We start from the raw sequence: 13,727 nt of genomic DNA on the forward strand, positions 1-13,727 counted from the left end.
TTATTTAAACGTACTTCCCGTTGTAATCGTCTGTTGCGCGAAATTTTCGATCGACGTGTTCTTCTCGTAAAAATGAGTCGCCTTCGCCATCACACCGCTTCTCGTATAGAACACGTCTTGCGCATCAAGCGGGAATTTCACTAGCTCGCCTGTACTCGCTGATTTGTAAATCCCCGTAATAAGCTCCAACGTTTGACGACCGCTAATTCCATCAATCAGCACGGGTGCACCCGTTTCAATCGCGGTTAATACATTGTCAATTTGGCCGACATGCCCTTCATAGACCACTTCTGGCAGCGCATCGTAAAAAGCTTGCAGCTCCTCCTCCAGCTCCGTGTTCGGCTCTGGAAAGCCATTCGACGTCGAGTTCGACGCTTTCACTTTCCATGGCGCAGACACACGTGCTTTCGCACCTTGGAAAATCAACTGCTGCTCCTCACCGTGATGAACGACCGAGCTCGTGATTTGACCTAAAGATCCGTTCGCGAAGCGAAGCATGCCAATCGAGAGATCCTCAACCTCGGCGTTATCGTGCGACACGTTGCTCATGAATGCTTGTACTTCCGTCGGACTGCCCATCATCCAAAGCAAGGCATCGATATGATGCACCGCGTGGTTCAGCGTCGGGCCTCCGCCTTCCTTCTCCCACGTGCCACGCCACCAGAGATCATAATAGCAATGACCGCGCCACCAGAAGGAATCCACTTGGACGTGGACGACTTTGCCCATAAGGCCGCTTTCCAGGACGGATTTCATTTTCATCATTGGCGTCTTGAAGCGGTTCTGTGCCACAACGGATAGAAGCTTACCCGTGCGCTTGGCAGCCGCATTCATCAAGTCGCATTCCTCGAGCGAGGAAGCCATTGGCTTTTCCACCATCACATGTGAGCCTGCTTCTAGAAACTCAACCGTAAGCGAAGCATGCGTATAAGGGGGGGTACAGATGGACACAAGATCAATGTCCTCCAGCAACAGCTCTTTGTAGTCTTTTACCGCTCTCGCTTCATCCAGCCCAAATTGATCAATGCGCTCCTGCGCTTTATCCTCATAAATATCGCTAATCGCGACAATTGTACACCGCTCTGGAAACTGTAAATAAGCTTCAATATGCGCCTTCGCTATCGCGCCAGCACCGATAATTGCTACCTTCAGCATCTATTTCATCTCCCTGACATTTGTTGCTCCTAGCATATCAAGAATGCGGTTACAATTGTGACGCTATCTTGTGCAAAAATACCGTTACTTTGCGGTTGGTGGTGCTGGATCATGTGGACTAAAGCCCTAATTTCGAGTGATTTGGGAGGTTTGGAGGGGTACGTACACCACAAATTTGATTAACTGGAAAATATACAGCTATTTCCGAGGAATTTCCTCGAATGCTCAATTTAACTGGAGGTTCTCCATCTATTCTGCATTTGATCGGAAAATTCAAAGATTTAACAACAGAAAATCCATCTATTCAACTGACGCATAGGAAAATTACGACATTCACATCCGAACATCTCAATTTTCTGAGGCGGAATTGCTCTTCGAATAATACCGTGATATCACAAACCTGACGTATATACTCATCTTCGTGATAGATCGGCATTAACGCAAAATTCGCTTTCCCCTCCAACAAGCTGCCAAACTAATTACTTACATATACAGACAAAACGGAATTGTTAATCCGCGCTTTTCACTTTTATCGCTGCTTCTTGTACTAGATTCGTCATTTGCTTCGCGTATTCGAGCAATACTTCGCCTTGCTTCGTCAATTGCACTTTCTTACCTGTACGAAGAAAAAGAATCGACTGAAACTGTTCCTCAAGCTGTTGAATATGCGTTGTAATTGTCGGTTGAGAGCAGTATAAACGTTTAGCCGTCTCCGTAAAAGAACGACATTCTGCCAATGTAATAAAGGTTTCTATTTTATCCAATAGTTTCAGACAGATCACTCCCATTATAATAAACCTTTCATGTACTGATAAAGATTATCATTATCAATACATTGTGTCAATCCGTGTTTTATATAAGCGATGATCCTTTATCCATTCGGAAACAATTAAATAAACATTGTCTTTCATCAAAGAACTGAATGTTGGGTCATTCATGATCTCAAACTGCTCCGGAATTGTATCTAACAGCATGACACCGTTCGTTTCAAATCCAACCGGCAACTCCCTCAGAATACTTGCTTTTGAAATATATATATTTTTCACATATACGAGATGATCCTTTTCAAAAATCAAATATTGACCAATCGGTTCAATTGAAGCGATTTCTCCCCCAGTTTCTTCATACATCTCCCTTAACGCAGTTTGTATAATAGACTCGCCTTTCTCCCTAGTTCCTCCAGGTAATTCCCAGCCGCGAGAATGATGTCTAACAAGAACTAACTTCCCTTGATAGAAAGCGAAAATCAGGACACAGTTAGCTTCTTCAATTAAGCAGTCCTTTGATAATATTATTTTTTGATTTGGCAAAGCACCCGGAAACTCATGATTCACAATAATCACCAATCCCTTACTCATGTGATCGTCTTCTCAATCCGCTCATTCCGATAAGTCAACATTATGAGGGAAATAAAAAAAGTATTTGATCCAAAGATCAAATACTTTTCCCAACGAAAGCATTGAATTTAGTAGCTCAAGCCCGGATAAAGCGGGAATTGCGCAGTTAAATCTTTTACCATACCACGTACTTGTTCGTGTACAGCAGCGTCCGTTGGATTTTTCAAAGTCAAAGCAACGATTTTAGCAATAGTTTTCATCGCTGCTTGATCCATGCCACGGGCAGTAACAGAAGGAGTACCGATACGAACCCCACTTGTAATCATCGGTTTAGCAGGATCAAAAGGAATCGCGTTTTTGTTAACCGTTACACCTACTTCATCCAACAAGTGTTCGGCTTCCTTACCGCTAATATTCAGGCTGCGAAGGTCGATAAGCATCAAATGATTATCCGTACCTCCGGAAACAAGATCAACACCTTCTGCCAGAAGCTCTTCGGACAACGTTTTGGCATTTGTAACCACATTTTGAGCATACGTTTTAAAAGCTGGCTCGAGTGCTTCGCCGAATGCAACGGCTTTCGCAGCAATGATATGCATCAATGGACCGCCTTGCGTACCAGGGAACACCGCTTTATCAATCGCTGCCGCCCAAGGCTTGCGGCACAGGATCATGCCGCCGCGGGGACCGCGAAGTGTTTTGTGCGTAGTCGTCGTAACAAAATGCGCGTGTGGAACTGGGCTCGGATGTAAGCCTGCCGCAACAAGTCCGGCGATATGTGCCATGTCCACGAAGAACAACGCGCCCACATCATTCGCGATAGATGCCAAAGCTTCAAAATCGATCGTGCGCGGATATGCGCTGGCACCAGCCACGAGCATGCGTGGCTTATGCTTGAATGCCAGTTTACGAACCTCGTTGTAATCAATATGCGAATCGCTTTCGCTAACGCCGTAAGGAATAAAGTTATATAAGATACCGGATGCATTAACAGGGCTGCCGTGCGTCAAGTGACCGCCATGCGCAAGGTTCATCCCAAGAACCGTGTCCCCAGGCTGAAGCGCAGCCAAGTAAACCGCCATATTCGCTTGTGCGCCGGAATGCGGCTGTACGTTAACGTGCTCAGCACCAAATAACTCTTTGGCACGATCACGCGCAATGTCCTCAACGATATCGACATGCTCGCAACCACCGTAGTAACGTTTACCTGGGTAGCCTTCCGCATATTTATTCGTCAAAACCGTTCCCATCGCTTGCAACACAGCTTCACTTACGAAGTTTTCAGAAGCGATCAGCTCGATTTTGTCGCGTTGACGGCTAAGCTCCAGATTCATCGCTTCAACAATTTTTGGGTCTTGATTACGTAATTGCTCCACTTTTGCTAACTCCTTAGAATCGATTTGTTGGTCTTTCGTTCCAAAACGTTTCAAACGATCTAGATGAGCGCAGCATGCTTATCACGAGCAATTTTCGTCGCATCTACCATGTTGCGTAAGGAAGCAACCGTCTCTTCGAGTCCGCGCGTTTTCAGACCGCAATCCGGATTAATCCAGAATAGCTTAGGATCCAATACACGCAGGGCACGTTCGATCATAGCTGTCATTTCCTCTACACTTGGAACACGTGGACTGTGAATATCGTATACGCCTAATCCAATACCTAGCTTGTAGGTATTCAATTCGAAGCTATGAATTAATTCACCATGGCTACGTGATGTTTCGATTGAAATGACATCGGCATCCATCGCCTCAATCGAATCAATCATGTCATGAAATTCGCAATAGCACATATGCGTATGAATTTGTGTTGTGTCTTGTACGGTGCATGTCGCGATGCGGAACGCTTTCACTGCCCATGCCAGGTAACCGGCTTGTTCCTCTTCCTTCAGCGGCAAACCTTCACGAACAGCAGGCTCGTCAACTTGAATCATGCCAATACCAGCACTCTCAAGTGCCTCTACTTCTTGTCTAAGCGCATAAGCAAGTTGGTAGGCGATATGTTCACGAGGAATATCATCACGGACAAACGACCAGTTCATAATCGTGATCGGTCCAGTCAGCATGCCTTTAACAGGACGGCTTGTGCGTGACTGTGCATACTTCGTTTCTTCGACAGTCATTTCACCAGTGAACGCTACATCCCCGAAAATAACCGGAGGTTTCACACAACGGGAACCGTATGATTGCACCCACCCGTTTTGCGTAAATGCAAAACCTGCAAGTTTTTCACCGAAGAACTCGACCATATCGGTACGTTCAAATTCACCATGCACCAGAACGTCCAATTCGATTTCCTCTTGAAGCTTGATCCAGATATCGATTTGCTGGCGGATAAATGCAGCATATTGCTCATTATTCCACTCGCCTTTACGCCATAATTGACGCGCTTTACGAACTTCTGCAGACTGCGGGAAGCTACCGATAGTCGTTGTAGGGAAAATAGGCAATTGCCATTTCGCTTGTTGTGCAACATGACGCTCAGCAAAAGGACGGGAACGTTCAGGTTGCTGAACACTTAGAGCAGCTACGGACTGCTGAATATCGCTGCGGTTACGCTCATCCGATTGTTGAAGTGCTTGGATAGCGCGATCACTTTGTTCGATTTCTTCAAGTACGCCAGCTTTGCCCGAAGCGATTGCTTTCGTGATAAGAACAACCTCATCCAGCTTTTCTTCTGCATAGGCTAGCGCATTCTTCAGCTCAGAAGAAAGCTTCGTCTCTCTTTCAGTCGTTACTGGAACATGGAGTAAGCTGCTTGACGATTGAATAACAAGATTCTCCGTTGCAACGTGCTTAGTGAGCTCTTCCACCAGTTCGAGCTTCTCCCGAATCGATGCTTTCCAGATACCGCGGCCGTCAATTACGCCAGCGCCCAATACTTTGTCCGCAGGAAAACCAAACGTTTTAATCGATTGCAAATTACCGTTTAGCCCATGAACGAAATCCAGACCAAATCCTTTGACCGGCAACGAGATGATGTCAGCATAGCGATCTACGGATTCAAAATAAGTTTGCAACAAAATGTTTAGGTTTGGTACAGCTGCTGCGAAAGTTTCATATATGTTTTTAAGTCTCTCAACATCTGCATCGCTTAACTTCGTTACGAGAATCGGCTCATCGATTTGTACCCATTGAACGCCTTCTGCTGCAAGCTCCTGAAGGATCTGTACATAAAGCGGGATCAATCGGCTCAACCAAGCGTCAGTTTCTGATTGACTGTAACCTTTGGATAGCTTCAAGAAAGTTAAAGGACCAACGATGACTGGCTTTCCTTCGATTCCGAGCTTTTCCTTCGCTTCCCGGTAAGCTGTTAAAGGCTTGTTCTCCGTAATGACAGGAGAAGCTCCGTTCAGTTCAGGCACAATATAGTGATAGTTGGTGTTGAACCACTTCGTCATTTCACTTGCTGTAGCATCCTTCGTTCCCCGTGCAACTCCGTAATAAACGGACAAGGGCACTGCGCCACCCTCGAAAGCAAAACGTTCCGGAATAATGCCAAACATAGCTGCTGTATCAAGGATATGATCATAGTAGCTGAAATCGTTAACTGGAATAAGATCGATGCCTTTTTCCTTCTGCTTGCGCAAGTGATTTAAACGAATCTCCTGCAGTTGTAATTCAAACTCTGATTCTTCCAGCTTGCCTGCCCAGAAAGCTTCAAGTGCTTTCTTCCATTCTCTGTCAGCACCAATACGCGGATATCCCAATACGCTGCTTCTTACCATTTGACAAAACTCCTCTGCAATCATTTGTTACACCAAAGATATCACAGAGAAACAGTTATAACGTAACTGGAATTATCTATATCTAGATATAGCCAAAAGCTATATTAGAATGCCATGGGGACAATTGCCTGTTGGAGTGCTTCTACGTAAGCTGCACCGAGCTTAGATAGCGGAATATGACTATGGGAAATCCAACCGACATTGATCATTTCGTCACAATCCAAAGGTACGGGAATAATCTCATTTCCATTCAAATCTGAGCTCAACACCCCGGTCGATATGGTATATCCGTTTAAACCAATCAACAAATTAAAGAGTGTGGCCCGGTCATTCACTCGGATGCTTTTCTGATGTGACATCGTACTGAGAATTTCTTCGGCAAAATGAAACGAATTGTACTCTCCTTGATCAAATGACAAATACGGATAGTTTTGCAGCTGGTCAATGGTCACGATGGATTGCTTCGCGAGGGGATTTTTAATACTAATGAAAATATGCGGTTTGGCGATAAATAAACTGTTGAATTGCAGATTCCCGCTTTTAAGCAGCTTGTTTATAACCTTTCCATTAAATTCGTTCAAGTATAAGATGCCAATCTCGCTCCGCAAGTTCTTTACATCTTCAATAATTTCATACGTTTTGGTTTCACGTAGTGCTAGCTCATATTCATCCTGACCATATTCCGAAACCAGACTTACGAAGGCATTTACCGCAAAAGCATAATGCTGAGTCGAAACAGAAAAATGCTGCGATGAAGGTTTCGCATTCAGGTATCGGCTTTCCAATAACTCTGCCTGCTCGACGACCTGCCGCGCATAACTTAGAAATTCAACACCTTCCTTGGAAAGTGATATCCCTTTATTTGATCTTTCGAAGATCGCGATCTGAATTTCTTCTTCCAACTCCCGGATCGCATTTGAAAGGCTTGGTTGGGAAATAAACAGCCTTTTGGCAGCTTCATTAATAGATCCGCGGTTCGCGACCTCGATTACGTATTTTAATTGTTGTAAAGTCATGGACATTCCACCTTCGACTATAATCCGAACCAGCAGCTTACTTAATTTTGAATATTGTAACACATATTGTCTGAATCATCGTATCTTGAATACATCTATGAAGAGCCGCATCACTAAGAACTAAACTTCCATAGACAAACAATAGAACTGACTATATGATTAGACTAATTAAATAATTGATAGTTAAGGTGCATGCTTATTAGGGATAAGTAATGCTTAATTGGGAAGTCTGGTGCAACTCCAGCACGGTCCCGCCACTGTAAATGAAGAGCGACTCTATGAATTGCCACTGGTATTCCTGTACCGGGAAGGTTAGAGAAGCGTTGACGCATGAGTCAGGAGACCAGCCTTAATGTGTATTCACAAACTCTACGGACGATGGAGGGGGTACTTTTTTTGTTGTCTACTACTAATACTGACATCACAGCCCTTGATTCTTTCAAATCAAGGGCTTTTTTTAATGCTCATCAGACCATTTCAAGGAGCAGTCCAATGGACTGCTCCCTATCATTTTATTAACTGAGGAGGACAACATGAAACTGTATAGTAGAATCTTCACATTACTCATTACTTTGTTCCTTTTTGCAAGCAGCGTAAGCATCGTTCACGTATCTGCGATGTCGAATATGGCTGTGGACGATGCTGTAAAGGATACAGCACAGTTTTTACTTGAAACGGTAAAGAAACCAGAAGTCGGCTCTGTCGGCGGTGAATGGGCCATTATTGGACTTGCTCGTTCCAACTATAACGTACCTCAAAGCTACTACGACGATTATTACAAAGGCGTTGAAACCTACGTCAAAGAATTAAAAGGCAATCTTCACGATAAAAAGTACACCGAATACTCGCGTTTGATTTTGGCCTTAACCGCAATTGGCGCAGATCCCACTCATGTTGCAGGCTATAATCTACTTACGCCGCTCGGGGACTTCGATAAAACGATCTGGCAAGGAATCAACGGTCCTATATTTGCATTAATTTCCCTCGACAGTGGCAATTACAAAATCCCGGTAAATCCAACCGCCAAAACGCAGGCTACCCGAGACATGTATGTAGATGCAATCTTATCGAATCAGCTACAGGATGGTGGATTTGCACTTTCGGGCGTGTCGGCAGATCCTGATATTACAGGTATGGCCTTACAGGCTCTAGCCAAATATCAAAATAATACGAAAGTAAAAACAGCCACGGAAAAGGCCATTGACCGTCTTTCCAAATTACAGGACAACGATGGCGGCTACGCAAGTTGGGGTGCGAAAACTTCGGAGAGCACCGTGCAGGTGCTGATGGCGCTATGTGAGCTTGGTATTACGATTGAAGATAGTCGTTTTATTAAGAATGGTCATACCATTGTTGATGATTTACTATCCTTTTATTCAAAAGGACAAGGATTTAAGCACACTTCTGACGGCAGCGGTGTAACGGGGATGTCGACAGAGCAGGCATTTTATGGGCTAGTGAATGTGCAAAGAATCCTCTCGAATAAGAGCAGCTTATATCGAATGAACGATGTCAAACAAGCTACCTCAGCAACGCCTGACAACACTAACGGCTTAATCAACAAACACAAGGATATACAAGTTATGCCTGTTACAGATGCGAATAAGACTTTCTCTGATATCGCTAACCATACCAACAAAGCAGCCATTGAATCCCTTGCATCTAGAGGAATTATTAACGGTATGACTGACACTGCGTTCGCACCTAATCAAACAATGACGCGTGCCGAATTTGCGACCATTGTCACCAAAAGTCTAGGCCTACCTATGCAAAAGCAATCTAACTTCCATGATGTCCCTGCTACAGCCTGGTATGCGGACTATGTAGGCACAGCTTATGCTTATGGCATCGTAAGCGGAACGTCAGAGACCACTTTTACACCGAACAATACGATTACAAGGCAGGAAGCTGCTGTCATGATCGCCAATGCAGCTAAGCTCACTGGCATGGATACAAATTTGAACACAGTGGAAACGAGAGATATGTTAGCTCAATTTGGAGATTACACACAAACGGCTGAGTGGTCGAGGGATGCGCTAGCTTTCAGCTATCGAGAAGGTATTCTATCGCAAGATATGCTGAATATTGAGCCCACAGCAGCTGTAACTCGAGCTGAAATAGCCGAGATGCTCTACCGCTTACTCTCTGCCGCTAAACTTATTAAAGAGGCGAACTAATGCGATTAACGAAAAATAAAATAATTGCTGCGACGATCATATTGATCGTCTTGGTGGCAGCTTTCTTCAGTAGCGGAATGCCGCGGCAGCAGACAACGACATCCTTACCTTCATTATCTGAAGCTATCGAGCTAACGCCACCTACTGTAGAACTGAAAGATACTAATTCTTCTGATATAGCCGTGACGACGTCAAGCACTCCTGCCCTATCTCAACCGTCTTCAACTCCAACTGTGGAAAATACCCCCAAGTCGGAGAAAGACCAAGAATCTCCACCTGTTTCGGCAGTGACGGAAAAACCCATGCCTATTGCGACTCAGGGTGCTACACCGTTGAACAAGGAAACGCCAAAGCCAACTGCACCTGATGGAACCAAACCTACGCCAACCAAAGCGATGGAGCTTGACCCCAAGACAGGTAAAGACCAGTACCTTACCGATCCTGTTCCTGAGGGGAAACCACTCCCTATCGAACCACAGAACACCAAAATTTCTGACAAACAAATGACAGTCACGCTTTCGGTTAGCTGCCTAACGATTCTCAACAATATGAAATTGCTTGATCCTGAAAAGGTTGAGCTTGTGCCGAAAGATGGCATTATTTTCAAATCACAACAGGTTACTTTCTATGAGGGAGAATCCGTATTTAACGTCCTACAAAGAGAGATGAAGAAGAATAAAATTCATATGGAATTTGTGAATACCCCTATTTACAATTCAGCCTATATTGAAGGTATCCATAATCTATATGAATTTGATTGTGGAGAGCTATCCGGTTGGATGTATAAAGTAAACGGGTGGTTCCCTAATTATGGAGCTAGTCGGTATCAACTGAAACAGGGCGATGTCATTGAGTGGGTATACACGTGCGATTTAGGACGTGACGTTGGGGATACATATAATTCAACTGGCGGTGGCAAGCAATGAGGGATTCCTTTTCAAGCTACCACCCCCTGATTAACTTTTTTTATTTCACATTCGTCATCTTGTTCTCCATGATTTTCATGCATCCAGTAAGCCTAGTTATTTCCCTTAGCTTGGCCTTTGCCTATTCCATCTATCTGAACGGAAAGAAAGCAATCAAGTTCAACTTCGTCTATATGCTTCCTTTTCTTATCCTAACTGCGCTTATTAATCCTGCCTTTAATCACGAAGGGGTTACGATATTAACGTACTTGCATAACGGTAATCCGCTAACCCTGGAATCTATTACCTATGGCCTTGCAGCAGCAACCATGTTCATTTCCGTTATCTGTTGGTTTTCTTGCTATAACGCTGTTATGACCTCGGATAAATTTATTTATTTGTTTGGGAGAATAATTCCAGCATTGTCGCTCATTTTTTCGATGGTACTGCGTTTTGTACCCCGCTTTAAGGCTCAACTTACCATCGTTTCCAATGCACAAAAATGTATTGGGCGGGATGTATCCACGGGTAGTCTCATTCGTAGAATCAAGCAAGGTATTCGGATTCTATCTATCATGGTGACCTGGATGCTTGAGAATGCCATTGAAACAGCTGATTCGATGAAAAGCCGAGGGTACGGATTACAGGGAAGAACCGCATTTTCAATATTTACATGGGATAGCCGCGACAAAACTGCACTAATCGCTCTAGTTGTAAGCGGAGGTTATCTCCTGATAGGAGCTGTTACGAAGGCTATGTATTTCCGATACTTCCCTTCCATGCGAGGTGTAGGGCTTTCGATTTACAGTATCAGTGTCTTTACGACTTATGCATTCCTATGCGCAATACCGCTTATTATTAATATTTCGGAGGATATCAAATGGAAGTCTTTACAATCCGACAACTAACATTCTCCTATCCTGGATCCCCTGGGAATGCGTTGCATGACGTCACTTTGACTATAAAACAAGGTGAATTTATTACCATCTGTGGTAAATCAGGTTGCGGCAAATCAACCCTCTTAAGACATTTGAAAACAGATCTTACACCGCACGGAGCACGAAGTGGCGAGATTTTATTTGAAGGGATGCCCCTTGAACATCTAGACAGACGTATACAAGTCGCTCAAATCGGCTATGTGCTACAATCTCCTGACAATCAAATTGTGACAGACAAGGTCTGGCATGAGCTTGCTTTTGGACTTGAAAGTCTTGGATACAGTACACTAGAAATTCGTCGACGAGTTGCGGAAATGGCAAGCTTTTTCGGCATACAGGAATGGTTTCATAAATCGGTTACCGAACTATCAGGCGGTCAGAAACAGCTGCTGAATCTTGCTTCCATTATGACCATGCAGCCGAAAATATTGATATTGGATGAACCTACCAGTCAGCTCGATCCTATTGCTGCAGCAGAATTTCTAGCTGCCATTGGGAAAATCAATCGAGAACTTGGGGTCACGATTCTCATATCCGAGCATCGACTCGAAGAAGTCCTGCCGCTGTCAGATCGCGCAATTGTGATGGATCATGGTGAAATCCTCATATCTGGAACACCGAAGGAAGTCGGCGAACAACTTCGGGATATGCAGCATGACATGTTTTATGCGATGCCATCTCCCATGCGTGTGTATGCAAGAATTGAGAACCAGCTCCCTTGCCCCCTTACAGTCCGTGAGGGAAGAGAATTCTTGCATGTACTTGCTCAGAATCAACCATTCACGAAAGATATACGAACTGCTGACATTCCAGTGCGAAGGGCAGAACCGGCGATTGAGCTAAACGAAGTATGGTTTAAATATGAAAAAAATTCCCCTGATGTGGTCAAAGGCCTGAGCTTACGTGCATGTCCAGGTGAAATTTATGCGATTGTTGGTGGTAATGGAACGGGTAAAACAACCACCCTTTCTCTCATATCCGGACTTCGCAAACATTATCGTGGAACTGTCCTGATGAATGGGAAGCCCATTGACAAGTATTCGGACAGTGAGAAATTCAATGGACTCCTTGGCGTTCTCCCTCAAAATCCACAGGCGCTTTTTGTACAAAAAACAGTTAAAGCTGATCTTCTGGAAATGCTATCCGGCAGCAAGCTGGACATGGCGTATAGGCAACAATGTGTTGATGAAGTTTCGGAATTGTGCATGTTACAAGAACTTCTCGACCGTCATCCTTATGATTTGTCTGGAGGGGAGCAACAACGTGCCGCTCTTGCTAAGATCTTACTTCTTCAGCCTTCCATTCTTCTGTTGGACGAGCCGACGAAAGGTCTAGACGCACATTATAAATTGATATTTGCCGAAATTTTAACCAATTTAAAACAACAAGGAACGACCATTGTTATGGTCAGTCATGATATCGAGTTTTGCGCTAGCTTTGCTGACAGGTGTGCGATGTTCTTTGACGGGGCGATCGTATCCGAGGGCAATCCACAGGAATTCTTTGCTGGAAATAGCTTTTATACGACTTCTGCAAGCCGAATGGCCAGAGATTTGATTCCAAAAGCCATTACAACCAATGACATCATTAAGGCCTTTAATGGCAAGGAAGAAATGCAGAATGTTGACACGAAACCAAAGGTGAACATACCTCCATCATTCCGTAAACATAGCAATAGTTCAACCGTATCAGCCCCCAATGAGCAAACACCAGTCGAACACAGAAGTCTCTCCAAACGCACATTGACTGCCATGCTCATGATTCTTTTATTAATACCGTTAACCATTTGGTTTGGTATTTATTATCTGGACGATAGAAAATACTACTTTATTAGCATGCTTATCATTTTGGAAACCCTGCTGCCGTTCATGATGATTTTCGAGGGGCGAAAACCGCAGGCAAGAGAGCTTGTGGTCATATCCGTGCTATGTGCGATTGGCGTAACTGGCAGAATGGCATTCTTCATGGTTCCTCAATTTAAACCCGTTGTTGCGATTGTTATTCTTTCCGGCATCGCATTAGGGGCTGAAACCGGCTTTCTAGTCGGTGCAGTCACTGGTTTTGTATCGAATTACTTTTTTGGTCAAGGGCCTTGGACACCCTGGCAGATGTTCGCTTTCGGGATCATTGGATTTCTTGCTGGAGCACTGTTCAAAAAAGGCATTTTACGAAGAAACAGAATTGCTCTTTGTCTATTTGGAGGATCGGCAACATTTCTCATTTATGGAATCATCATGAATTTCTCTTCCGTCGTGATGACAGGGTCCAAACCCACAATTGGCGCGCTTATACTTGCATGTATCCGAGGAGTTCCCTTCGATTTGATTCATGCCATAGCAACTGTCATATTCCTGTATTTCCTAGCAAGGCCTATGCTTGAAAAATTAGATCGTATAAAAGAAAAGTATGGGTTAGTTTCGTGAAATAAAAACAGCACCTCCTTGGTTTTATAACCATGGGGGTGCTGTTTTTCAC

At 44.1% G+C, this 13,727-nt stretch carries 10 protein-coding genes and 1 riboswitch; of the genes, 4 read left to right on the forward strand and 6 right to left on the reverse strand.

Annotated features, from left to right (window positions below; translation table 11 throughout):
• The 6 genes from GC096_RS26700 to GC096_RS26725 form a co-directional block, all read right to left on the reverse strand.
• Window positions 1–1,155, reverse strand: coding sequence for a Gfo/Idh/MocA family protein (locus GC096_RS26700; protein WP_171634457.1), 1,155 nt, complete (start codon window positions 1,153–1,155; stop codon window positions 1–3).
• Between the two features lie 509 nt (window positions 1,156–1,664).
• Window positions 1,665–1,943 carry a LysR family transcriptional regulator gene (locus tag GC096_RS38875; RefSeq protein ID WP_246302983.1) on the reverse strand — a complete coding sequence of 93 codons (279 nt, stop codon included), beginning with the start codon at window positions 1,941–1,943 and terminating at the stop codon, window positions 1,665–1,667.
• A gap of 39 nt (window positions 1,944–1,982) precedes the next feature.
• Window positions 1,983–2,513 carry an NUDIX domain-containing protein gene (locus GC096_RS26710; protein WP_171634458.1) on the reverse strand — a complete coding sequence of 177 codons (531 nt, stop codon included), beginning with the start codon at window positions 2,511–2,513 and terminating at the stop codon, window positions 1,983–1,985.
• Between the two features lie 107 nt (window positions 2,514–2,620).
• The gene (gene glyA / locus GC096_RS26715; RefSeq protein ID WP_171634460.1) at window positions 2,621–3,868 is read right to left on the reverse strand and encodes a serine hydroxymethyltransferase; all 1,248 of its coding nucleotides are present in this window, start codon (window positions 3,866–3,868) and stop codon (window positions 2,621–2,623) included.
• Between the two features lie 59 nt (window positions 3,869–3,927).
• The gene (gene metE, locus GC096_RS26720) at window positions 3,928–6,216 is read right to left on the reverse strand and encodes a 5-methyltetrahydropteroyltriglutamate--homocysteine S-methyltransferase (protein WP_171634462.1); all 2,289 of its coding nucleotides are present in this window, start codon (window positions 6,214–6,216) and stop codon (window positions 3,928–3,930) included.
• A gap of 104 nt (window positions 6,217–6,320) precedes the next feature.
• The gene (locus GC096_RS26725; RefSeq protein WP_171634463.1) at window positions 6,321–7,232 is read right to left on the reverse strand and encodes a LysR family transcriptional regulator; all 912 of its coding nucleotides are present in this window, start codon (window positions 7,230–7,232) and stop codon (window positions 6,321–6,323) included.
• 169 nt (window positions 7,233–7,401) lie between these two features.
• Window positions 7,402–7,598: riboswitch (cobalamin riboswitch) on the forward strand.
• A 167-nt stretch (window positions 7,599–7,765) separates the two neighbouring features.
• Between GC096_RS26725 and GC096_RS26730 the strand changes: the two genes are divergently transcribed.
• The 4 genes from GC096_RS26730 to GC096_RS26745 are packed head-to-tail and all read left to right on the forward strand — an operon-like array spanning window position 7,766 to window position 13,675.
• Window positions 7,766–9,409, forward strand: coding sequence for an S-layer homology domain-containing protein (locus GC096_RS26730; RefSeq protein ID WP_171634464.1), 1,644 nt, complete (start codon window positions 7,766–7,768; stop codon window positions 9,407–9,409).
• Window positions 9,409–10,335, forward strand: a complete 927-nt coding sequence (locus tag GC096_RS26735) for a DUF4430 domain-containing protein (protein WP_171634465.1) — start codon at window positions 9,409–9,411, stop codon at window positions 10,333–10,335. The genes GC096_RS26730 and GC096_RS26735 overlap by 1 nt, the downstream gene beginning before the upstream one ends.
• Complete coding sequence (locus tag GC096_RS26740) at window positions 10,332–11,222, forward strand: energy-coupling factor transporter transmembrane component T (protein ID WP_171634467.1); 891 nt, start codon at window positions 10,332–10,334, stop codon at window positions 11,220–11,222. Before GC096_RS26735 ends, GC096_RS26740 begins: the two co-directional genes overlap by 4 nt.
• Window positions 11,195–13,675 (forward strand): ATP-binding cassette domain-containing protein, encoded by a 2,481-nt coding sequence (locus tag GC096_RS26745; protein ID WP_171634469.1) that lies wholly within the window; start codon window positions 11,195–11,197, stop codon window positions 13,673–13,675. The genes GC096_RS26740 and GC096_RS26745 overlap by 28 nt, the downstream gene beginning before the upstream one ends.
• Window positions 13,676–13,727: the final 52 nt, after the last annotated feature.

This window comes from Paenibacillus plantarum (assembly GCF_013141695.1).
GTDB classification, from domain to species: domain Bacteria; phylum Bacillota; class Bacilli; order Paenibacillales; family NBRC-103111; genus Paenibacillus_E; species Paenibacillus_E plantarum.

Excerpts from the sequence above, each read along its gene's own strand:
- GC096_RS26725 (WP_171634463.1), bottom strand. The coding sequence starts at position 7,232 with ATGACTTTACAACAATTAAAATACGTAATCGAGGTCGCGAACCGCGGA.
- GC096_RS26745 (WP_171634469.1), top strand. The coding sequence starts at position 11,195 with ATGGAAGTCTTTACAATCCGACAACTAACATTCTCCTATCCTGGATCC.
- GC096_RS26700 (WP_171634457.1), bottom strand. The coding sequence starts at position 1,155 with ATGCTGAAGGTAGCAATTATCGGTGCTGGCGCGATAGCGAAGGCGCAT.
- metE (WP_171634462.1), bottom strand. The coding sequence starts at position 6,216 with ATGGTAAGAAGCAGCGTATTGGGATATCCGCGTATTGGTGCTGACAGA.
- GC096_RS26740 (WP_171634467.1), top strand. The coding sequence starts at position 10,332 with ATGAGGGATTCCTTTTCAAGCTACCACCCCCTGATTAACTTTTTTTAT.
- GC096_RS26735 (WP_171634465.1), top strand. The coding sequence starts at position 9,409 with ATGCGATTAACGAAAAATAAAATAATTGCTGCGACGATCATATTGATC.
- GC096_RS38875 (WP_246302983.1), bottom strand. The coding sequence starts at position 1,943 with ATGGGAGTGATCTGTCTGAAACTATTGGATAAAATAGAAACCTTTATT.
- GC096_RS26710 (WP_171634458.1), bottom strand. The coding sequence starts at position 2,513 with ATGAGTAAGGGATTGGTGATTATTGTGAATCATGAGTTTCCGGGTGCT.
- GC096_RS26730 (WP_171634464.1), top strand. The coding sequence starts at position 7,766 with ATGAAACTGTATAGTAGAATCTTCACATTACTCATTACTTTGTTCCTT.